This is a genomic window from Segetibacter koreensis DSM 18137 (assembly GCF_000374045.1).
In the GTDB taxonomy this organism is placed as follows: domain Bacteria; phylum Bacteroidota; class Bacteroidia; order Chitinophagales; family Chitinophagaceae; genus Segetibacter; species Segetibacter koreensis.
The window spans coordinates 11,104-35,611 of sequence record NZ_KB893333.1; the positions used below are offsets into that span (position 1 = coordinate 11,104).

Sequence of the window (24,508 nt, forward strand, 5' to 3'; positions counted from 1 at the left end):
ATTTCCCATGAAAAAAATACTAATGATTATCGCCATATTGTATTGCCATGAAAACATTTATTCACAACCCGGGACTCTTGATCGTACGTTTGGCAACAATGGCATTGTTACGTCTGACATAGGTGCTGATTACAAATATAACTTTGATAACTCTTCTACGGGAAGACAAGTATTACTGCATAACGGAAGTCTTTTTGTTGTTGTAAATGGACCTATTTTAAACGGAACCGTTATTGCTAAACGGCTTTCAAGTGGCGCTGCTGATTTGAGCTATGGCAAAAAAGGTTTTTCGGCCCCGGTACATGTTAATGATCCGCATGCTGCGCTTCAGCCGGATGGCAAAATAGTAGTTGTAGGATGGACATACAAGAACTTTGTTTCCGCTCTAACACTAGCCCGTTTTAATACGGATGGAACTATTGACAGCACCTTAAAAAAATATAAAAATGAAATAATAGATTTTGGAACTAATTTATCAATAGTGATCCAAAACGATGGTAAAATAATAGTAGCAGGTTCTGCTGCAAATGGAAATGAAGATACCGATTTTGCTCTCGCACGCTATAATGCTGATGGAAGTCTTGATCGTTCTTTCGGTACAGACGGAAAACAAATAACAGGCTTAGGTTTAAAATTACCGGCAGACTCCAACGGCACTTATCCCGAATTTGATTATGCGACCTCGCTGACTATTCAGAAAAACGGCAAAATAATAGAAGCCGGTTATGCTTATAATCATTCTACCGCAACATACGATTTTGCTCTCGCACAATTCAATACCAACGGAAGCCTCGATAAAACTTTTGATCATGACGGAATCACTACAACTGCATTCGGCTCTCACAATGATTATATAAATGCTGTCTCCGTTCAAAATGATGGTAAAATAGTAGTGGCAGGATCAAGCGGTTCTAACTTTGCCCTTGCACGCTATACTACAAATGGAAGCCTCGATAAGACTTTTGATCGTGATGGAAAAATAACAACAGACTTTGGCTCAGCGAATGACATTGGTTATTCGGTAGCTATAAGCAATGATGGAAAAATATTGGTGTCAGGCTATACAGTACATGGCTCCAATAACGATTTTGCGATTGCCCGTTACAATATAAACGGCAGCCTTGATAATACTTTTAACAGAACCGGTAAGCAAACAAAAGACTTCAGCTCTTCAGATGATTATGCTAAGTCAATAGCAGTGCAAAATGATGGAAAAATAGTAATAGGCGGTTACACTTCCGCAGAAAGTCACTCTGATTTTGCCCTTGTGCGCTATAATACCAATGGAATACAGGACAATTCTTTTAATTGCCAGGGAAAACAAATCGCGCTTTCAGACCAGGGCTTTACTGATTATAGTTGTACTGCCATTCAAAAAGATGGAAAAGTAGTGGCTGCAGGATATAGTTGGAATGGAAAAAATTTCGATTTCGCTCTTGTTCGGTACACTACTGATGGAAGCCTTGATAATACTTTTTCAAATAATGGAAAACAACTAACTGACTTTGCATCGTCTGACGATAAAGCCACGGCAATAGCAATTCAAAGTGATGGAAAGATAGTGGTCGCAGGAGTAAGCAACGCTGACTTTGTAGTTGCAAGATATAATACCGACGGAAGCCTGGATATGACATTTAATAGAAATGGAAAACAAAAAACCGACTTTGCCTCTTCACGGGATGAAGCAACATCAGTAGCAATACAAAGTAATGGAAAGATAGTGGTGGCAGGAACAAGTAATTCAGATTTTGCCCTTGCCCGCTATAATACCAATGGAAGCCTGGACAATACGTTTTCTACTGACGGTAAGCAAAAAACGGACTTTAACTCTGGTGACGATTGTGCCTATTCACTCGTTGTTCAAAAAGATGGTAAAATAGTAATTGCAGGTACTACCGTATTTTATACTGCCGGTTATAGCAATGCCAATTTTGCACTGGCGCGGCTTAATACTGACGGAAGCCTGGATAGGACTTTTGACTGGGATGGAAAGCAAACGACCAGCTTTGGTTATACCTATAATTACGCCTACTCAATTGCAATGCAAACTGATGGTAAAATAGTAGCAGCAGGTTATACCAGTGACCCTTCTCTTTTTGCCCTTGCCAGGTATAATATAAATGGCAGCCTTGACAAAACATTTTCAGGAGATGGAATGCAAACAACTGATTTTGGAGTAGACTATAGCATAGCAAAATCAATTGCTATAGAAAACAATGGAAAAATACTATTGGCAGGGTATGTTTGGAAAGATGACGGTTTAGATTTCGGCGTTGCCCGCTACAATGCTACTGGAAGCTTAGATCCAACCTTTTCAGAAGATGGAATTCAAATAACAGAAGCAAGCGATGGTGATAATTTTATAAATAGTATCGCTATCGCAAATAATAAACTTTATGCTGCAGGTATTGGCAGATATCCCGGAGATTTTGGAGTGGTAGCGAGATACATACTGGAAGAAAACGAAGCTCCGGTAGTTACTATTGCTACGGAAGATAATATTGTAAACTACACATATCCGGCAACAATTAAGATAACTGCAACCGCAACCGATAAAGATGGCAAAATAAGTAAAGTAGAATTTTACAACGGCACTACATTACTGCATACAGAAAAATTTGCTCCTTATAATTTCACCTGGAAGAATGTCTCTGCAGGCTATTACACCATTACGGCAAAAGCTACAGATAATGCTGGCCTGGTGTCTTCATCTAACACTATTAAAATTAAAGTAGAAGTGGCTAATACAGCCCCTCTAATAACTATTGTAACCCCTGCAAATAATACAATGTATACGGTCCATTCAAACGTCGATATAGTAGCAAAAGTAGAGAATGTAAATAGTAAAATAAGTAAAGTTGAGTTTTACAATGGAACAAAACTTTTGAAAACAGAATATGTATATCCATATACATACACCTACACCGACGTACAGCAAGGCACATACACCATTACCGCTAAAGCTACCGACGAAAGGGGTCTGTCGGCTATATCAGCACCTTTTAAGATTACAATAATAAATGAACCAATAGAAAGTAGCAGGCAACTATTTGAAAATCTAAAAACTGTTATAAGTAACGATATAAGTTTAAAGGTAAGTCCTAACCCGGCAGTAAATACCTTGCAGCTAATTGCAAATGGGTTACAAGAAAGTAAGCCAATGTTTATATCAATCATATCTGCTTCAGGGATTGTACTGAAAACTACTCAGTCAAATGTTGCATCAAAAACAGTACAACTTGATGTGACGTCCCTGGCAAGCGGCGTTTATACTATTAAAGTTGTAAACGGACAGAAAATGTTGTACAAGCATTTTGTGAAATTGTAATTGATGATCTCGAAAATCGCTGACGATGCTGCATTTAAAAAGCGAGGATACTTTTGTATCCCCGCTTTTTAAAAAATAGTGGGATACATTCTGAAACTTTCATTTAAAACAAACACATATTCCCCTTATTACTCCTCAATTTGCTGATTTCTTATAGGCTAAAAGTTAGTAATATTTATTCCGTTAATAATGGCTGTGTGTCCATATTATTAAATAATACCAAAGCATTTTCTATTGAATAAACAAAACTATTAATATAGAATCTGCTTTGTAATAGAACCGGACTTATTAGTTGTCGCCGGTTAATTTTCTGTTTAAATCAAAGTTCTTTGATTGCGTGTAGAAGTATCGGAGTGAAGGACATTAACCTTATAAATTGAAACAAGCGTAAATTGCCTTCTAAAATCTAAAAATGGACGGAACAATCAGGTCTGATATTAAACCTGGAATAGCGGTAAATATTATTTTGAAAAAAGACCAGCGAAGCGGTGTGCTTACCCAGGGGATCGTAAAGGATATTCTCACAAGTGCTCCTAAACATCACCGCGGTATAAAAGTCCGTTTAGAAGACGGTCAGATTGGACGGGTACAGGAGATTATTGAAGATAACAAGCAACGCCTCTAGACTTTTGCAGTATGAGTGTACACATCGGTACGTCAGGTTGGAGTTATGATCATTGGCACGGCATATTATATCCCCATGGAAGTGCGCGTTGGGACCGGCTGAATTATTACGTGCAACAATATCAAACCGTAGAATTAAACAGCAGTTTTTACAGGTGGCCAACAACGGCTGCTTTTAAGAGCTGGAAGAGAAGGTTGCCGGCGGGATTTTTAATTAGTGTAAAAGCTCCACGCCTCCTTACCCACACCAAGACCCTTTATGCACCTGAACGTTGGGTAGAACGAATAAAGGCTTGCTGGCACGAACTGGGTGATAAGAGAGGAGTGTTGCTGGTACAGCTTTCCCCCAAATTTACGCTTGACTTAGAAAGACTCCTGTATTTTTTGCAACAGATCCCTGCGTGGATTCAGATGTCGATCGAGTTTCGACACGAAAGCTGGCACCAGGATTTTGTTTTTAGATTGTTGGAACAGTACGGGGTTGCCTATTGCATAATGAGTGGAGCACACCTTCCATGCGTGTTACGTTCTACGGCGTCATTTGTTTATGTGCGGATGCATGGCCCTGATCACCAGCATTTGTATGCAGGATCGTATTCAGAAGCAGATCTTAATTGGTGGGCGACGCGCATTAAAGAGTGGGAAAGGCAGGGAAAAGAAATTTATGTTTATTTCAACAACGATGGAGGAGGCAACGCACTTCACAATGCTAACAGGTTACGTGCTTTTTTATAGCAAACATGAAGCAGCTCACTTATTTCGTTTGTCGCTCTGAAACGCGACAGGAGGTGTTTATATCTTTAGGGATAGAATGCAGTTGTCCATCCGCGTTTTATTGTTACATAAGGCAATATAACCACCGTAATCTGTTAGTTTTCACCATTATTTTCGCATATAATCGAGTTGAGATTATTTTATGTCAGGCGGAAAATCATTATCTGCTTTTGGCGTAGTACCAGCCTTAACATTGGCAGGCACCCAGTGTCGTTTTATTCAGACAATCCCAATTTTGAAGGAGTTTTTTAGCCACCTCGCTTTAATTGTGTTACCGCATGATCAACAGCTCTTGCCGTCAAAGCCATATAAGTAAGAGAAGGATTTTGTGTGGAAGTTGACGTCATGCAGGCTCCGTCTGTTACATATACATTTTTGCATGCATGTAGTTGATTCCATTTATTTAGCAATGATGTTTTTGGATCTTTTCCCATTCTTATCCCGCCCATTTCATGTATATCAAGGCCGGGATTTTGTGAAGAGCTATGAGTTTTAATATTAGTAAATCCAGCGTCCGTCAGCATTTCTGTATACTGCCCAAAATAATCCTGTTTCATCTTTTCGTCATTGTCATCATAAACGACTGATATCTTTAGCAACGGTATTCCCCAATTGTCTTTCTGCGTATGATCGAGACTTACCATGTTAGTCTCCTTTGGAATAGTTTCTCCCATCATATGTGACCCAACTTTCCACGGGCCAACCTTAGGATACAAAAGCCTCTCCTTCAATCCTGAACCTACTCCGGACGCATCACTTTCAGAGCTTCTATACGCTGAAAAACCGGAAGCATATCCACGAAGAAAATCTGTTTCCTGTTTGAATAAATTTCTGAATCTCGGCATATATCCACCTCCAGCGGGGTTTCTGCCTACAGTGGTAAATTCCTTAAATCCGTCACATTCGCCTGTAATTCGTGCGCTGTAATTATGAAAAGCAACAAACTTACCCATCAGCCCGTTATCATTTCCTAATCCATTAGGGAATCGGTGCGACGTTGAATTAAGTAAAATCAGGTTAGAATTCAACGCTCCTGCATTTACAAAAATGACATTTGCATAATATTCAATCATTTCTTTAGTGGTAGCATCTATTACCCTGACGCCTGTTGCTTTACCCTTTTGTTCGTCATAAATTATAGAATGAACCACAGAAAAAGGCCGTAGAGTCATGTTGCCGGTCTTCGCGGCCCAGGGAATAGTAGAAGAATTGCTACTGAAGTAACCTCCAAGCGGACAACCACGCTGACACAAATCGCGGCTCATACATTGACCCCTACCTTGTTCCAGGTGGATTGGATTCGGTTTTGACAAATGAGCTATTCTTTCGCTGATGAGATGCCGGTGTTCATATTTTTTACGTAGCTGATTTTTAAAATAGTCCTCAACAACGTTCAGCGGAAAAGCAGGCAAGAATTCGCCGTCTGGCAGTTGTGGCAGACCGTCCCTATTGCCTGAAATGCCTGCAAATTTTTCAACATGGCTATACCAAGGAGCAATGTCTTTATAACGTATTGGCCAGTCTACTGCAAAGCCATCACGCGCAGGTCCTTCATAGTCAAAATCACTCCATCTTTGTGTTGCCCGGGCCCACATTAGTGATTTTCCACCCACCTGGTAACCGCGTATCCAGTCAAATGGCTTTTCCTGGATGTACGGGTGCTCTGCATCTTTTACAAAGAAATGAGCTGCATCCTCGCCAAATGCATAACAGCGATTTATAATAGGATTTGCTTTTCGGATATTTATTGGCATTTCTCCCCTATGCTCAAACTCATACGGAAACTTATTGGCAGTGGGATAGTCTTTAATATGCTTTACATCTCTTCCTCTTTCCAATACTAACGTTTTAAGGCCCTTTTCAGTAAACTCTTTAGCAGCCCATCCCCCACTCATTCCCGAACCGATTACAATTGCATCAAAAGTCCGATCTTTAGCAGAACCATTAATATCTCCCATTCTATTTCCTATTTACTTTTGATTGGATAATATCCGTTATATTTTACTGAAGGAATAATTTCATATTTCTGGATATTCATTACTACGAACTTTGAAGTCATATATCCCTGAATGGTTCTTTCTTTCATTATTCGATAAAAGTCAACAACCTCCTGACTGTAACCCTGCTTACTTTCCACACCCTCAAGAATGCGTTGCTTCTGTGCGTTAGTACATTTAAGAAATGAACGTCCTAAATTAACCTTTGTACAATTTTCCAGTTGATCTAACCCCTGGACAAATTTCTGTTGTATGTCTTTTTCATAACAGTCATCCAGCATTTTTAAAACAAATAAATGTGCTCCCACTTCTTTAGCTCCTGGCGTATTTGTTTGAGGAATGATGATTGAAGCTATTTCTGCAAGAATATTTTCCTGATCCCGGGTAATCGTAAAATTGTTTAAAGCGATCGATGCTTTTTCCGGACTCGACAAACAGGACGGTATTATAGTAATACCTCCGGCAATAAAAAACAAGTTTCTAACAGCGGTCCTTCTTTTCATTCTGGGTGGTCTTGTGTCTCTTAATTTTTTCTAAGATAATAAATATCAGGGTAAACAAATCATCTGCGTCAATTCCTGTTGAAAACTGTGCCTATATTTTGCAACTGCTATTCTCGCCCCTCTTACCATTTCTGTTATACCTATAGTTTCCAACGATTTCACTATCGCGTCTGAGGTCTCGGCTGGACCTGTTGTTTCGTAAATAACATAGCTTTCGCCTGCAGTTACATGCCTTGCGCCATAATATTTACATAAATTTTCAATTTTCAGATTCGATGATTCATCTATTGCAATCTTAAATAGTATATGGTCTTGCCAAACAATTTCTTCATTTGTGTAGTAGAATGTCTTAAAAACATCAATTTGTTTTTCAATCTGCAGCATAAGCTTCTTTATTACTTCTTCGCTTTCAAAAACAACTATTGTAAGGCGATGAATTCCGTCGACTTCTGAAGGTGCAACGTTTAGACTTTCAATGTTTATTCGTCGCCGTGAAAACATAGTCGTCACTTTATTAAGCAAGCCGATACTATTTTCCGTATAAATTACTGCTGTTAATTCTTGTTTCGACATCGCACTGACAAATATTAATTATTCTGAACGATTAACAATTTTTCTTTCACAAGTTGAGTCACGCTGTTTGTAGCTTTTGGAAAAACCTTTCTTAAATCAATCTCCTCACTTTGCTTAAGAATAGACTGAAGCGTTTTCATGAATATATTTTTTATTTCTGTAGCCAGGTTTATTTTACATATTCCCAAAGAAATAGCTTGCTGAAGCTGTGCTGCAGGTACACCCGAGCTACCATGAAGGACTAATATTGACTTGATGCGTGAATGAATATCTGCCAGCAGGTCAAACTGCAATTTGGGCTCTTCCTTGTAAAAGCCATGCGCAGTACCGATTGCTATAGCCAAGGCATCAACGCCTGTTTCTTCAACAAACGTTTCGGCTTCTGCAACCCGGGTAAACCCCATTTGTGTATGGGCTTGACCGAGCTTGGCTACATATCCAAGTTCTGCTTCGACATTGGCATTGTATGCGGATGCCCTTTTAACCACTTCTTTTGTTATTTTAATGTTTTCGTCGAATGGCAATTCGCTTCCATCGATCATAACTGAATCAAAACCTGCATCCAGGCATGCCTGCGCAAGTTCAACAGAACCTCCATGGTCTAAATGAAGCCACCCTTCAACTCCATAATCCTTCAATCCTGTTTTAGCTGAGTTAACCGCAGTATTCAACCCCATATACTCTATTGAATTGCTGGTCAGTTGTAAAATTAAAGGCTGATCAAGTTCCCGGGCTGCCCGCAGCACTCCATGCAAAGTTTCGAGATTATAAAAATTTGTCGCGAGTAACCCTTTCTTTTGCTCCGTTAGAAGTCGCATCTTTTGTTTTAAAAGCATGAATTTATATTTCTATATTAAAAATTGATTTTGCTTTTGTAACGAAAGAAGAAAGGTCAGAAAAGGCGCCCGTTCCACCAGAAGCAGTGGTGTTTATGGCACCGGCAAGATTTCCAAAAAGTAAGCTTTCACGCAAGGATTTCCCCTTAAGAAAACTGCTAATAAAACCTGCATTGAAACTATCACCAGCTCCAATAGCATCAACAAAATAAGTGTGCAGATAAGGATTGGCTTCCGTATAGGTGCCTTTGTTATATCCCAACGCACCATTAATACCTCTTTTGACAATTATAGTATTAGCGAAGGGACCCAATAAATCAAAGGCATCACATAATTGTTTCGTGTCGGTCAGGGCAAAGATCTCCGCTTCGTTTGGCAAGAAAAAATCTACATATGGCAAGCACTCCTTATAGGGAAAATCCCATTTATTTGCAGGATCCCATTGAATATCGAGTGAGGTTGACATGCCTTTATGCCGAGCTGTTTTAAACAATTGCACTATATCTCTTTGCATTCCTTTTTGCAAAAAGTAAGAAGACAGGTGTAAGTGTTTATAGTCGGAAAAGCAATCGGCAGGAATATCTTTAAGGTGAAAGTGGTTCATGGCACCGCAATGAGTGACATTAGCCCGGTCTTGCTGATAATTTAATATCATAGTAAGGCCGGTTTGGTAATGTGCAGATACCACAACTAATTGTGTCTCTACCTGTTTTTTATTTAATTCTGAAAGAATAAATTCTCCAAAAAAATCCTTTCCTACAATACCGCAAAAGGATGTTGATATACCGAGTGAAGCGAGGTTAGCAGCAAAGATGGCGGAAGAGCTACCAAGAGTAAAAGTCATTTCATCCGCCAATATCTCCTGTCCGATTACAGGAAATCCTTCTACCTTATTTAGTAAGATATCAACGTTTAATTCACCTATTACCAATACATCTTTCTTTTTCATAAAATCAATTGACAACATTAATTATCAACTACAATTAGCTACACTGCAACAGGTTCAGGATAAATCGTGACCCCTTCTACAACCCGACTGATTGACCCTGAAATTGATGGATTATCAGGTCTAAGTCCCAGATAAATAGAGTGGTAGAAACCAAGTAGCTGACCAATAAGCGTAGCACTAATAAACGCCAGCTCATTTATTGAACCGGTGCCTTCTGAAAAAGTAATAGCCAGGACGGAATTCTTTAGCGCTTCTATATGTTGATTACAACTAACTGTACGGATATTACGGGCATCAGCATCTATTGATAAACACAAATCCCGCTCATACAAAAACACGTGCTCATCAGTTGAAAATAAATAAACTATTAACGAATCCTCGTTCGAAACAGCTCGTGGTCCATGACGGAAACCAAGGAATGAATCATGCTTGCAAACCACCTTCCCATCTGTTAATTCCTGCAATTTCAAATGACATTCACGTGCTACTCCTAACAGCGGACCAGACCCTAAAAAAATAACCCGTTCATATGGCTGCTCAGCAACGGTTTTAATCATGGGCAAGTGCCTTCCAAGCAATTCTTTAGTATCTTTTATTAAAACATGCAGAGGTTGTCGTAAATTATCGAGTCTGTCTATTTTCGAGATCAAGATTGCGGACAACAGCATTGCTGTAAAGCTTCCGGTCATAGCCAGGCTTTTGTCGTTGGATCTTTCGGGCAATACCAAATGGTAGGCGTTTGTAAAACGGTTTTTAACCAGCTTGCCATCTTTATTACACGTAATGATAAAGTGAAAAACAGTGTCACAATATTCATTCGCGAGCTCCACCGCAGCAAGACTTTCAGGACTATTACCAGACCTGGCAAATGATATCAACAATGTTGGGATTTTTCTTATAAAATGAAGTCGGGGATGTGTAATCAGATCTGTGGTAGCAATAGCGTTAGTTATTCTTTTTGTATTTAATTGAATGATCCCCTGCGCTGCTTCTCCAATAAATGCGGACGAGCCAGCTCCCGTCAAAACAATTCTCAGGTCGGGGTTTTCTATTAAGGGAAACAGGAATTTGCAAATCGCATTCTTTTGCGAGTAGATCAAATCAAATACTTCCTGCCAGAGAAGGGGCTGTCCCTCAATTTCCACGGCTGTATATAGGCCGCCTTTCTCCTCAATTTCTTCTTGTTTAAAATCTAGATATGGCATACTTCTTACGTTCTATTTTACTTGATTTAGCAAAGTGCGCTCTGCTACTTTTATGTTATTTTTCCTTTCCATTTTTGACTCTGCAATTCCCATCAACAAAGCAGACACTATAGCTAATACTATCCCCGCTATAATTAAAGGGTGGGGAATAACTGCATAAATAATTAAGGATATAACAACTGTAAGCACCGGCGACAAAGCAGTTGTCATGGGAGCAACAATGATGGCCTTGCCATAGCGGAAAGCATAGACAAGACACAACGCACCAAAGGCGTTTAGTATCTGGATTCCTGCTGCGAGGTAAGGGCCATTTAATCCATAATTAATAGGCTTTGAAAAATCAGTCATCCATAGAGCTATCGGTATAAGGGCGACTGAACTAATCATCATATAAAAGAAAATACTTTCTGCCTTCATTTTATCATTAGCAAAGCGCATAACAAAACCCTGGGTTCCCCATGCAACAAGAGGTATGATCGTCATCACAATCCATAAATAACCTAAAGTATTGCCGTTTCCTGCAGGAACGTATGACAATAAGAGTATTGCCAAAACTGCTATCCCTATGCCTATCCATCCGACAATCCCGGTAGATTCTTTTAAGAACAATACTGCTAGCAATATCGTAACAACAGGCGTTAGAGACAGAATAGGAAAAACAATATATGCCGGCGCAATTTTTAAAGTAAAAAAAAGCACCAACTGCCCTACGGCACCCAAAAAACCAGACAGGCATCCATAGAGTATTGAGTTTCTGTCATGGTCCAACTTCCATTTGTTGATTGACAGAGCAATAATGGCGGCCGGTATCATGGTAAGCGCCCATACTACATAACCCAAAGTAGCGGGAAAGCCATTTTTTTCGGGCAGTTCTATCAATGCTCCCCATACTCCCATAAAGATGACATGTATAATAACAAACCCTATCCAGGTTCTTGTCTTTTGCATATTGATTTCTTAACGCGTACGTCTATGATCGTACTGATAATCTTGTTATTTCTTTAAATATTTTGCAAACCACTCAACTGTACGGTTTAGTACATCGTACCTGTTTTTTGGTTTAAGGTCAGGTCGCCATCCATGTCCTTCACCGATATATTGAACAAATCGACTTTCAACATTTAGCTTTTTCAATGCTATATACATTTCTTCCGCTTGTGATACTGGCACTTCATTATCGCGGTCACCGTGCAACAGTAATGTAGGTGTTGTTATATTTTTTACATTTCTCAACGGTGACCATTGCCAGAGCAATGAGAAATTATCATAGGCTCTTCCGTTAAATTCCGATTCGATTAATGAATGGTACAAAGAAGTGCCCGCGAAGCTTATTAAATTACTTATACCGCCGTCTACAACTGCAGCTTTAAAGCGATTGGTCTGCGTAATAATCCAGTTGGTCATATATCCGCCATAACTCTGCCCTGTTACGCCTAGTCGCTCGACATCTATCCAGCTATTTACTTCAATAGCAGCATCTACGCCTGCCATTAAATCTTTATAATCTCCCCCACCCCAACTTAAGACACTCCCGCTTGAAAAAGCCTGTCCATAACCACTGCTTCCGCGCGGATTAATAAATAAAACGCTATATCCATTTGCTGATAATATTTGCATCCGATCTTCAAACTCGTATCCAAACATGTTATGTGGGCCGCCATGAATGACAAGTATAAGTGGATACTTACGAGCAGGATCAAAGTGAGAAGGTTTTATTAACCAGCCTTGTACATCTAAGTTGTCAAAGCTTTTGAACCAAAAACTTTCTGCATGCTGCAGAAGGCACTTCTCTAAAAGACTACTGCTTTTATTGGTCAACTGCCTGGTAATATTTCTATCTATAGCATGAAGAAAAATTTCTGTCAGATGAGTCGTATCTGTACTTGTGTAACAGACAGTATCCCCTGATTTGCTAACTGTATATTCGAGTATGTGACATTTTTCTCCTACCACTAATGTTATAGCGTTGTCAATAATGCAAACACTATAAATAGCTGTAGTGCCTTTATCTCCGGCAGTAAAATATATTCCTTCGGCCTTAGGATGCCAGTTTATTTGTTCAATTCTTCGGTCGAATGCCTGAGTTAAACAATGAAAAGAGTTACTGTCTGTTCGAACTAGATAAAGGTGCGTATCTTCTGCCGGGCTGTCGTTTGTACTTACTTTACTTGTTGTTCCCAGGAAAGCTATAGACGCTCCGTCTGGCGACCACGCTGGTTGATAAGTGGTTCCAAAATTTTCGGTATGCCTCGTAATATTTTTTGTACTTAAGTCAACGCTCCATAAATCGTGTAACTGGTTATCATCGGGGTTCGCCGATCTCTTACTAATGAACGCTATTTTAGTGCTGTCAGGAGACCAGGATATAGAATGCTCATTGTAGGTAGTATTGGTAATTAGTTCTGGAAGTCCGGCATTGATTGCAACTACCCACACATGTGAAAGCCCATCATCTGCAATTGAAGGCCTGCCTCTGCCACCCTTTGTTTTGTATAATAACCTGTCAATTACTTGTACACCGTCATCCTTTTCAATATTTGAAAAGGGCTTCGTACTTATATAGCCTATCATTGAGCCATCGGGTGACCATGCAAAATTTTTAATGCTTAAGTGCCCCATGAAATAATGCGACTCATATACCGGTACTAACGGCTTTTGTTCTTCTGTATCTAAAGTATAAATCCAGATATAGGTAGTGTCTTTATGTTCTGCTAAATATGCGATTTGCTTTGACACCGGAGACCATTGCGGCGAGGATCCTTCCCAAACTTTTACTTCCTGTTCGGTATTTAGGTCTATAATAGATATAAAATCTTTTTGTGCATTTTCTTCAATAATAGTTTTTGTACTTACATAGGCTATATATGTACCATCACAAGACAAACCAACAGAACTAAGCATAGTTATACTCTGCAAGTCTTCAACCTTTAAGGGACGTCTTTCTATATTCTGTTCCAAACTCATTTACAATACGATGTTTAATAACTTTTACCTTCCGCCACGCAAATCAATTTTTACATTAATCTTCAAGTACAATCTGCGTTATAGAAGTATTAATTCTAGTCAGCCCGCACGTTCACTTTCTCAGGTCTTTATCCACAAGAAGGCGAAACTTTCGGCACTATCTTTTTTAGAGGGGCTACTCCTACATTGAAAACCCCAATACCAATTAGGCAAGCAGCAAAAACATAGGTAAAAACCTTAACCTCAAAATAAATAGCATCAATATAAATATTTATTTTACCTTTTTAATAGATTGATTGATAAGTTCTCCCAATTCAATCCGCTTCTTATCCCACTGCTCGGGATTATAGCTCCATACATCAATATTACCTACGGCTGCATCGCCAAAGGGTTTATTAATAATACTATTTACAACCGCACTGACACGGCTATCATTTTTATCAATATTTGTCAATAATCGCATATACTCATATTCCTGTACCCCATCGCGCATAGTCTTTAATCTAATTGAGGGACAGGCGGCATTAACATTAGGTATTATACCAGGGCTGTACAGCAGCATCCCATTTCCATTCAGCTTCTTTTCGTCGTAACCTTCAGCGTTACCTCCATCGTTAGCACTTTTCCACGTCTCGGAGTCGTACCACCCTGCCTTCCACCCGGCGCCCGCGCCCCAGCTTATCCATGAGTGGGCTTTATACTTCCACGCGCTCCAGCTAATAGCCCGGTCATTTACTAAAGGAAGGTCGGTAAACGTGGAGCTGCCCACCCAACTATTGATTTTACTCTCATAAATCATTGGTCCGTATAACCATTGTTTAATGCCCATTCTGCCATACTTTTCAAACCTTTTTTCATCAAACTCAATAGTGTGTACCGCCCATGAACTAATTGCATTTTCAATTACTCTCATTGCACTATCGGTATAACCACCATCGACTCTAAATTCTGCTTCAGGATACTCTTTTTTAAATAATGCCCCATAGTACGCCATCCTGTCCCACGCCTCGGGAAAATAAGATTCGTCAAGTCCGTCTAAATACACAGTCACATCGGTTGTCTTGAGATTTACCATAGACCTGACATGGTCTCTGACATTACGAATGATATTTGCATAAATTGCTTTGTTTTCTTCTTTTCTTTCAACATCTGGTTTTCCTATGTCGGGCCAGCCGGGAGTATTATGTTTACCATAAACATCGAATGGTAGCAGGAAAGTTTCTATAGGCGTTCCATAACCAGGGCCGTAATTGTAACCATACGCTTTTGTAAATGCCTCGCCGGTCAAATATTTCTTCAGGCGTTTGTCAAATCCAGTCCAACTGATTGAAACATTTTTTCCAGTCTTTTTCATATCCGGCTTATACGTCGGATCCATTATACCCACCCGGTTTCTCTTCATCAACTGGTAAATTTCCAACTCTTGTTTTTCATTCATGCTACTTACAAAACCCTCGTGTTGCAAACTGGCTTTTAATAAATTTTCGTTGGGTAAGGCAAAGTCCCAAATATTTAATTGCACAGGTATAGAGCGGGTAACATTATCAATGGTAATAGTTATTGTGCTGCTATACAACCCACTTTTAGCAGCAATCTTTTCAAAAGGAATGTACTGGTCAACCCAAATGATTTGCGACTTTTGATTTGTTATCCGGTTATTAAAATCGGGCAATTGAAGTGGGTAAACCCACGCATTGACTTTATGGGATTGGGTGCCTTGCTGAATATACTTAAAAGGTATCACGGCGTCAGGATACCAGCCTTTACCCAGTGCGGCTCTTGGATATCCAGTGCTTGCTGTTTTTACTTCCACGGCCCATTCTAAAAACAATTCAGGAAGAATATTTATCTGAGCACTATTGTTTTGGAAAGGCTTCATTGATACGTTGATGCCTTTTAGTGGCGTCTCTGTTTTGTTTGTCAATACCAGTTGAAATGAAACATATTCTCCCCTGGCTCCTTGCAAATGGGCGACCTTTCCATCGTATACCCAATTATTTTCTAGTATTGAAGGAGCACCATTATTTGTTATTGTATCTGTAGAATAAGGATGATCGATAATTCGGTTTGTAGAAGGATCAATGCGCACCGAAGAAGGAATTACGCTAATGCTCCACTTGGTACTGTCATTAGCATTGGCAGTAACAACAGTAAAAAAACCAAACAATATAAGTGTAAAACATTTAATCATAAATTCAACTAATCAATTTATACTAAATAAAAGTTCTTTCTACGCCGATCGTTGTAAACAGCTTTCTAATCACCTACCGGAAAAATAAGTAATTGACTTAAAGCCTCATCCTCTCCCATTACAATGTATTTTCCATCTTCGGATGCGGTTATCGTTCGTAGTTGAAACCCGCGCCATTCAATTCCTTGCTCTATTCCCGGTGCTTTCAGGATAAACTGGGGATTACCCAAATCTTTAAATCCTTCATTTTTTGGTTCATAGCTAAACAGGTGTGCGTATCCTGGCAATGCTCCTGCTATTCCATATAACTTGCCGTTGGCCCCAAAGCACATACTTCTTAACCTGTTCATCATTATCGGTTTACCTAAATTCTTTACGTTATTTGTTGAGGCATCTAACTGGAACAATTGCCCATCTCCCCCGTTTCCTCCATATAGTGAACCGTCACTGCTCTTGGTCCATGCATCCACCCGACCTAGTGTTCGTCTTCCCCATACCTCTGGTAAGTCTGATACCGTATGGAAGCTTTCATCAGAAGGATTGAAGTAAAAAACTTTATTAATAGCCCGGCTGCCATATACCAGGCCCTTGTTATCCACTGCAAGAGAACTGCTTAAAAACTCCTCTGGCTTTTCGTGGTATTCGTTGACTAAAGTGTCAAATTGGGCTTTAGTTGGAGCAACTTCTTTATAAGTCTTGAAAGTCTTACTAGCTATATTGTACGAAAAGAAAATACCGGAAGGATAAGTAATGCCGTAAAGCATATTTGCCTTCTCATCACCAGTTATAGCATTGACTCCCTCACCTCGGACAGGTGTACCAAGGTCGGTGATGCTAATGTTGGCGTTTGTACCAATATTAACCTGTAAAATGTGACCACTTCCAGTTGTACCGTTTTCTAACTTATTAGCAATTGTACCCGCAAATAATGTATTGTTCTTGCCTTTGAAGAAACCCGATTGTATACTTCGTTGGCCTTTCACAACTTCGTTTAAATCTTTAAGTTCTATCAACTCTTTTTTGTTTAAAGACGCAACAAATAGATAAGGTGCTAATTTTTCGTCTGCTGCAGTTCCACCAATTATATTATCGCCTATTACTGCAAGAGATGCAATCGAGTTTCTGTACATCGGCATTCTTTTGAGGTTAGTATTAGAAAGCGATACTTCAATACCAAACCCTTCAGTAGGTTTATAATACGTGTACTGAGAAAATGAAGAATCAGCCAAAAAAACAAGTGTCGCAACAGTTAAAACCTTTATAGGGGAAAAAATCATTTTTGAACTTTTTTACCGGGATTGAACTTAATTAAAAAAGGAGCAGAATGGTCATTTTTATCCAAATCTCTTCGACCGGCAAAATATAGATTGCCTTCTTTATCTTTGGTATCAGAACCAGTAGCTTCACTAAGTTCATCTACAGGATATTCATAAATAATAGTGTGTTTTCGTGTTTTCGGATCGAATTCTATTAAGACAGTTTTATTCTCTATTACATAATTTCCATGTCCACCTACTATGTAATAGAGTTTCCCATTGTTTCCGATATTTAGATTAGGCACATAAGGTCCCCACGGATTTATTTTGCTGCTACTGTCTGCTACTCCACCTAAGTCAACAACTTTTCCGATACCGATTTTATCAGGATACAAGGCAACAATCTTTGCTCCGTAGGTAATAAGATAAATGACATTGTTCTTTTTGTCTTTTGCGTACGCGGTAATACCTGTAACAATTTTGCCCCCGGGAGTTCCTTCAAATGCAGGCAAACTAGTAGCGGCAAATATTAAAGAATCAGAATTTTTTTCATACTTTACAAGGCGTTGGCGCCAATCTACATAATAACAGTTTCCCCACCAATCGGTGAACAATACCCTAGGCACATGTGAGCTGCCTAGCCGTCCGAAATCCTTCATACTATTCTTTGCCGGATCATACACCAGGAAATGAACCTGGGGATAAGATACGCCGTATAACTTTCCTGTTTGTGGATCCAGGTCGATGTCCTTAATGCTTTCGTACTGCATTCCCATGCCCAGGTTGATGAAGTCTTTAGTTTTCGGATGCCATTTCATGAAAAAGCCTCCTGCATACCCTGAAGGGTGGTTCATAAAATATTCTTCTCTCGACTCTCCACCGTCAGTAGAAAAATACATGTACCCATCATTACCTTCAATAATTTTAGAATGGATTTTTGCCTGCCATTGAAAGTCACGCAAATGTGCCAGGTCACCGATTAGGCCATTGTTTGTCATTTTACCTGATGCTACATCATAGTCAAATAACGCGACTTTATCCCGATGATTTGTTACGCCTACAACTACTTTATTATACTTGCTGCTAAAACCAATATCGTCCCATGTAGATTGACCTTCAGGAAAGCCGGTATAGTCAATAAAAGCAATATTCGCCTTGGTTATACTTTGCTGACCAATTCCTTTTTGAAAAGCAAAGAAACAGCAGCCGACAAAGGACAAAAAGATTTTAAAATAGTTCAACTGCATTACGAGCACTTTGAATTTTTAGATTTATAGATACCAACATGAATGTAACCCATTACTAAGGTTTTATTAAGCTTTTTCTAAAAAAAGTCTTCCGGCTTAACAACTAATAGCCCTCGTTTTGAGTGATGGCAGGACTGCTGGTTGTAACTACAATTGCAGGAATGGGATACAACAATTGGTATTCTTTAATTGGAGTAGAAATACCCACAGTTGGTGTTCCTGCGCCTTGTGACACCTTTGAATTCATCACTTGCAAAGCTCTGCCTGTTCTTAGCAAATCAAACCACCGATGTCCTTCAAATGGAGATTCAAGTCTTTCTTCATTGTAAACAGCAGCTTTAAAAGTATCGTAGTTCAGCCCTTCCACGACAGCAAGTCCTGCCCTTTGTCTTACCATATTTACATAAGTGTAAGCATCGCCGGTTGGACCATGGTGAACTTCATTAAGGGCTTCCGCGTACTTTAATAAAATGTCGGCAAATCGCAATACATACCAGTCAGCACCAGAATCCAAATAACCGCCGCCTGTTTCGCGTTCTACATAACCCCGAATATATTTAGCAGCCACAAACACACCTCCATTGGTATATCCATCGGCAATATTATTTCTGCGAACGTCATTTGCCGTATATGCATTTGCTATGTCTTCCGTCGGTTGATTAAAACCATAGGCACCGCCACTTGGAATGGTAATACCTTCAGAGCCTGTTGGGGCGAAATGATTGGGAAGGTTTGAACCTAAATAGGCTGATCCATTTTTATATTGAGCCTGCCAGATAGCTTCTTTATTTCCCTGCATACCTGCTTTAAATAAATCTGCATACACTGGCAACAGTTCATAGACTTTCAGGTCAACAACTTTTTTAAATTCTGCGGCAGCTTCTGTATATTTTTTTTGCGTTAAATAAACATCTCCCAACAAGCTTTCTGCGACTCCAATCGTAGCCCGACCTACATTAGCATCATCATATGAGACAGGAAGAAGGGTTTCAGCTTCAGTTAAATCGCTTACAATCTGTGCGTATACTTCATCAACCGAAGCTCTTCCTACTTTATAACTCGCGTCAATATCAGAGACAGGTTCTGTTACCAGTGGCACTCCTCCGTACAAGCGAACAAGATTATAATAAGACAAAGCTCTCAGCACTTTAGCCTCACCTGCAAACTGCTTTTTTAGGTCATCAGCTATTTGTGCATTATTAATATTGCTGATAATACTATTTGCCCGGGCAATAAGCGTATAACTGTTTTGCCAGAAAGCAGTAAGGTGTTCATTATCTGTTGTTTCTTTAAACTCATCGAGATTCATTTTAGCATCGTTGCCATCGCCCCCAGGGGTTAGTTCTGTAGTATTGTCTGATCGTAAGTCGACTAATAAAGAGTAGTATCCATTGCCCTGGTAAACCTGGGCAAAAGCTGAATAAGCACCGACCAAAGCCTGGTTGAAATCTGCTTCTGTTTTATAAAAATTATCTACGCCAATTTGTGAAATCGGAGAAGAGTCAAGAAACTTTTTACACGATGAAAGAGATGATACAACAAATATGGTAACAAGTATTGCAAGGAATTTTCTGCAATTCATAATTTATATTTTAGGAGATGAACTATTAGATTTAATAATTACTAGAAACCTACATTTAAGCCAAAAATAATTGTACGTGCAAGAGGATAAGTACCATAATCAATGCCTGGTGTAAGTGCTGATGAAATCCACGGATCTCCTTCTGTCGTATTTACTTCAGGATTGTAGAGACTGTATTTAGTGAAAGTGTACAGGTTTTGAATGTTTACATATACCCTTGCACTCTTTATAAAGGAGCCATTTAAAATTTTACCCAACCTGTAACCAAGAGATACATTTTTTATTCTTAAAAATGACCCGTCTTCCACCAGCCATGAAGAAATAGTCCGATTGTTTGCTGAATTGCCAGGCTGAAAAGTTTTGCCGTCGCCTGGCTGGTCAGGAGACCTCCAATAGTTTTTAAAATCAGCTCCCACATTGCGATAATTGCTTCTTTTAACAAGGTTAATAACCTCCATATCCTGAACTCCCTGCAGCAAAACACCAAAGTCAAAATTTTGAAATGTTATACTATTATTTAAGCCATAGGTAAATTTAGGCAGGTTGTTACCAATGATAGTTTTATCCAAATCATTAATAGCGCCGTCACCGTTTATATCACGAAATTTGGCATCACCTGCATAAGTGCCGGGAAGATGTGCTGATTTATCCACCTCTTCCTGGGTTCTGTAAATTCCATCGAAAATAAATCCGTAATAGCTGCCTAATGGACTTCCTATTTGGGTGATATGAGTTAGAGAGTTTTCCTGCGCCCTATTAGCAACAATTATGGGTGTGCCGCCCAGACCGAGGGCCTCAACAGTGTTAGTATTAAAAGAAATGTTGAAGTTAGAAGTCCAAGTAAAATTACGATTTTGAATGTTTCTTGTTTCCAGCGCTATTTCAAGGCCTTTGTTTCTCAATTTTCCGAGGTTTCTAAGAGAGGTTTCATAGCCTGTAGAAAGCGGCACCGGAACATTTAGCAATAAGTTAGAAGTAAGTTTATTGTAATAGTCAAGAGTTAGGTACACCCTGTTTTGAAACAATCCCAGGTCCAGTCCAAGGTCAACTTCTTTTGCCTGCTCCCAACCCAGCAGCGGGTTACCCAGGTTACCTTGTGCAAGTCCGCTAACAACATTACCATCGCCTGAGCCTAGAATGTAATTTGAACCATATATCAAACCAACAGAAGCATAATCAGGAATTTGATTGTTACCAATAAGTCCGTAACTCGCTCTCAGCTTAAGCTCGCTCACACTTTTCACATCTTTCATAAAATCTTCCTGTCCTACCCGCCAACCTACAGACGCTGAAGGAAACGTTCCCCATTTATTGTCAGAACCAAAACGTGATGAACCGTCTCTTCTGAAAGTACCTGTTAAAAAATACTTTTGGTTATAGTTATAGGTCACCCTTCCCAAAACAGATAATAGAGACCATTGTGAGCGTAAAGAATTACCTCCGGTAACAATACCCGCATTTAATGTGGGCACTAAATCATTCGGAAAAGAATTGGCATTAACTGCTGTTGAATTGAAAGAAGATTTTTGTTCTGTAACCCCTACTAATACATTTAAATTATGCTTCTCATTGAACGTATTGTTATACGTTAACGTGTTCTCGTTTATCCAACTAACATTGGTTGATGAGTACGAACGCCCTGCAGATGGATTTACGCTTATAAAAGAAGGAGAAAATTTATTATTGTTGAAAATGTTTATATCGGTATTGAAGCTGGTTTTAAACTGGAGATTTTTAACAATATCAATCGTAGTAAAAATGCTGCCCACAGTACTAAATTGATTCATTGTGTTTTGAATGCCTTCACCAAAAGCAAGCGCATTATTGTAAATGATGTTTTGTGAAGTTCCATCATCAAAATGAAGTGTATAGGATGTTGCATAGCTACCATCAGCATTGCGTGCAGCATACAACGGAGGAGTTGATAAAACAGTCGTGCCTATAGCGCCGTAGTCTGATATACCACCCGTTGTAGCAATCTTGTTATTGGTATAGGAAGGTGACAACCGAAAACCAATGCGAATTTTATCCGACACCTTTGCATCTACATTACCCCTAAAAGAATATTTTTTATAGCCCGAGTTGATAACTATTCCCTGCTGATCCTGGTAATTGCCCGAGAGGTAATAACGTACATTTTCTGTACCACCAGACGATGACAACTGGTAATTGGTCATCGGGGCTCTTTTGTAAAGCAAATCCTGCCAATCTGTTGTTGGTAATGATGCTGCATTTTTAAATTCATCCGGGATTTTATAAGAAGGGCTGCTTCGTACAGCATTTGGGTCATTGGCATTGCCGCCTGCGTGTACCCAATTCACATTTCTGGCATCAATCTGGCGTTGCGCATATTCCTGGTTAGTCATTACCGCAACCTTTTTCGCGATATCCTGAAAACCGGTGCTGACGTTTACGCTTATTTGAGATCTGCCTGCTGCACCTTGTTTGGTAGTAATCAAAACTACACCGTTTGAACCCCTTGATCCGTAAATAGATGTTGCCGAAGCATCTTTTAAAATGTCTATTGACTGTATGTCTCCGGGATTAATGGCAGCCAGTGGGTTTACAGGCGACTGGTCACCAATATCACCACCCTGCGCAGCAGCAGTATTTGTTGCATTATCTAATGGCACTCCGTCAACAACATATAATGGTGAGTTGCCAGCGGTAATGGAGCCTGTTCCTCTTATTTTTAGCGATATTCCTCCTCCCGGTGCGCCTGAAGTTTGCTGTACCTGCACACCTGCCACCTGCCCAGCAAGCGCCTCACTAAACGATACTACTGCCCTATCCTGCAATTGTTTTGCTCCAACAGAAGCGACAGACCCGGTGACATCTCTCTTAGTTTGCGTACCATAGCCTACTACAACCACTTCATTTAACGATGAAGCGCCTCTTTCCAATTCTATATTCAGTGTTCGTTGGTTATTGATTGACACTTCCCGGTCGTTAAATCCGACATATGAAAAAACAAGACTACCACCTGGAGGAACTTGCAGCCTAAAAGCACCGCTGGTGTCTGTTGCCGTCCCGCCTTTTCCACCTTTTACTTTTATAGACACACCTGCCAGTGCCTGTCCGGAAGTTCTTTCTGTAACAACGCCGCTTACCGATACAGGTGTCCTCCTCGAATTTTGTGCATTTGCAAAAAAGGTGATCGAAAATAGCAAAAGAACAAGAAGAAACTGTGGGAAACATTTCAGGCTCGTCAGGCATGCGCGGCACACCAAAAACCTGTTAAGGATTAACTTTTTTCTCATAAAATAGTAAAGTTTGGTGCAGAGAGAATTTTTTGTATTGAAAAGGAACTCTTACAAATATATACAGAATCATAAAATAAAAAAATATTTTCGAAAGATTTTGAAACATTATTTAAAGCAAATAGAAAGGTTTTAAAAGTATAAGGTCGCAGAATTCCGACGAAGATTAGTTTCAGGGATTAAATTTTCAATCCCTGCATTTACTTGATAGGAAGAAACTTGTATAGAAGAGGAAAAGACCAACTGTGAGTATAAAAATTAAATTTTCAAAAAAAGGAGAAGAAAGCTTAAATAGTGGGACACCTTTTCACTTTCTTATTTTTAATTTACTTTTGATAATGAAAAAGCTTCTGTGCATCAATCTTTTTCGTAAATCTGCAGTACTATATTAGGCGCAAAGCTTGTCACTAAATTTAAAAAAACTGAGTAATCATAATATATGGAGGTGAAAAAAAATATTTCGACGGTTGAACGTCGTACGCAGATTGTTGAAAAGTTAGAAGCGGAAGGGCAGCTTGATGTGACATCCTTAAGTAAGCAACTTGGTGTAAGTGAAGTGACGATTCGCAACGATCTTAATTGGCTGGAACAAAAAAATATGCTGATAAGAGCGCGTGGCGGAGCAATGAAAGCAGAACGTGTTGGAGCAGAAGTGAGTTTGTCGGAAAAGAACAAACTTCATTACCACGAGAAACTAAAAATAGGCAAAGCAGCGGCAGCGTTGATAGAAAGTGGTGATACCATCATACTCGACTCTGGCACTACAACAATGGAAATAAATAATAATCTTTCGGGCATAGAATCATTGACGGTAATAACGAACGCGCTAAATATTGCCAACAAGCTGGTTGAGCACGAACATGTGAACGTCATTGTTCCTGGTGGTTTCTTAAGAAAGAATTCTTTATCACTCGTGGGCACTACTGCCGAAGAAAGCTTTAAAAATTATTTTTGTGACAAATTGTTTCTAGCTGTCGATGGCTTCAATACAACCTATGGCTTATCTACGCCTAATGTAGAAGAAGCCCATCTCAACCGGGTAATGATCTCTATTGCAAGACAAGTCATTGTAGTTACTGATTCAAGTAAATTTCATAAGAGAAGTTTTGCTTTTATAGCTCCCATAACTGCCGTAGATATTGTCGTTACCGACTCTGGAATTCCCGAAGAAGATAAAAAAAGATTAGAGACAGCAGGTATCAAGGTTATTATTGCATAA

Annotated in this window: 17 protein-coding genes; 4 read left to right on the forward strand and 13 right to left on the reverse strand. The window is 39.5% G+C overall.

What is annotated here, in order from left to right; genetic code table 11:
- Positions 1-7: 7 nt before the first annotated feature.
- The 3 genes from B154_RS0115600 to B154_RS0115610 all read left to right on the forward strand — a co-directional run bounded on the left by B154_RS0115600 (position 8) and on the right by B154_RS0115610 (position 4,687).
- Complete coding sequence (locus B154_RS0115600; protein WP_083934971.1) at positions 8-3,328, forward strand: Ig-like domain-containing protein; 3,321 nt, start codon at positions 8-10, stop codon at positions 3,326-3,328.
- Between the two features lie 412 nt (positions 3,329-3,740).
- A complete protein-coding gene (locus B154_RS0115605; RefSeq protein ID WP_018615192.1) occupies positions 3,741-3,953 on the forward strand; it encodes a YwbE family protein in 213 nt (70 codons plus the stop codon).
- Between the two features lie 11 nt (positions 3,954-3,964).
- A complete protein-coding gene (locus B154_RS0115610) occupies positions 3,965-4,687 on the forward strand; it encodes a DUF72 domain-containing protein (protein ID WP_018615193.1) in 723 nt (240 codons plus the stop codon).
- 287 nt (positions 4,688-4,974) lie between these two features.
- Here the strand turns inward: B154_RS0115610 and B154_RS0115615 are convergent, their stop codons facing one another.
- The 13 genes from B154_RS0115615 to B154_RS0115675 all read right to left on the reverse strand — a co-directional run bounded on the left by B154_RS0115615 (position 4,975) and on the right by B154_RS0115675 (position 23,289).
- Positions 4,975-6,684, reverse strand: a complete 1,710-nt coding sequence (locus B154_RS0115615; protein ID WP_018615194.1) for a GMC oxidoreductase — start codon at positions 6,682-6,684, stop codon at positions 4,975-4,977.
- A gap of 8 nt (positions 6,685-6,692) precedes the next feature.
- A complete protein-coding gene (locus tag B154_RS0115620; protein WP_018615195.1) occupies positions 6,693-7,226 on the reverse strand; it encodes a gluconate 2-dehydrogenase subunit 3 family protein in 534 nt (177 codons plus the stop codon).
- Positions 7,227-7,271: 45 nt separating this feature from the next.
- Entirely contained in the window at positions 7,272-7,799 is a 528-nt protein-coding gene (gene ilvN / locus B154_RS0115625) for an acetolactate synthase small subunit (RefSeq protein ID WP_018615196.1), read from the reverse strand.
- A 14-nt stretch (positions 7,800-7,813) separates the two neighbouring features.
- Positions 7,814-8,617 (reverse strand): class II fructose-bisphosphate aldolase, encoded by an 804-nt coding sequence (locus B154_RS0115630; RefSeq protein WP_211217505.1) that lies wholly within the window; start codon positions 8,615-8,617, stop codon positions 7,814-7,816.
- Positions 8,618-8,639: 22 nt separating this feature from the next.
- Complete coding sequence (locus tag B154_RS0115635; RefSeq protein WP_018615198.1) at positions 8,640-9,584, reverse strand: carbohydrate kinase family protein; 945 nt, start codon at positions 9,582-9,584, stop codon at positions 8,640-8,642.
- 38 nt (positions 9,585-9,622) lie between these two features.
- Complete coding sequence (locus B154_RS0115640; RefSeq protein WP_018615199.1) at positions 9,623-10,789, reverse strand: SIS domain-containing protein; 1,167 nt, start codon at positions 10,787-10,789, stop codon at positions 9,623-9,625.
- Between the two features lie 12 nt (positions 10,790-10,801).
- Positions 10,802-11,737: a DMT family transporter gene (locus B154_RS0115645; protein ID WP_018615200.1), complete on the reverse strand. Its 936-nt coding sequence runs from the start codon at positions 11,735-11,737 to the stop codon at positions 10,802-10,804.
- A 45-nt stretch (positions 11,738-11,782) separates the two neighbouring features.
- Positions 11,783-13,753 (reverse strand): S9 family peptidase, encoded by a 1,971-nt coding sequence (locus B154_RS0115650; protein WP_018615201.1) that lies wholly within the window; start codon positions 13,751-13,753, stop codon positions 11,783-11,785.
- Positions 13,754-14,024: 271 nt separating this feature from the next.
- Complete coding sequence (locus B154_RS0115655) at positions 14,025-15,944, reverse strand: glycoside hydrolase domain-containing protein (RefSeq protein WP_018615202.1); 1,920 nt, start codon at positions 15,942-15,944, stop codon at positions 14,025-14,027.
- Positions 15,945-16,009: 65 nt separating this feature from the next.
- Entirely contained in the window at positions 16,010-17,221 is a 1,212-nt protein-coding gene (locus tag B154_RS0115660; RefSeq protein WP_018615203.1) for an NHL repeat-containing protein, read from the reverse strand.
- Entirely contained in the window at positions 17,218-18,447 is a 1,230-nt protein-coding gene (locus tag B154_RS0115665) for a hypothetical protein (protein WP_018615204.1), read from the reverse strand. Before B154_RS0115665 ends, B154_RS0115660 begins: the two co-directional genes overlap by 4 nt.
- Positions 18,448-18,550: 103 nt before the next feature.
- Positions 18,551-20,029, reverse strand: a complete 1,479-nt coding sequence (locus B154_RS0115670) for a RagB/SusD family nutrient uptake outer membrane protein (protein WP_018615205.1) — start codon at positions 20,027-20,029, stop codon at positions 18,551-18,553.
- 41 nt (positions 20,030-20,070) lie between these two features.
- On the reverse strand, positions 20,071-23,289 hold the full coding sequence (locus B154_RS0115675) for a SusC/RagA family TonB-linked outer membrane protein (RefSeq protein ID WP_018615206.1): 3,219 nt from the start codon (positions 23,287-23,289) through the stop codon (positions 20,071-20,073).
- 439 nt (positions 23,290-23,728) lie between these two features.
- Here B154_RS0115675 and agaR point away from each other — a divergent pair, with 439 nt between their 5' ends.
- Positions 23,729-24,508, forward strand: a complete 780-nt coding sequence (gene agaR / locus B154_RS0115680; protein WP_018615207.1) for a transcriptional repressor AgaR — start codon at positions 23,729-23,731, stop codon at positions 24,506-24,508.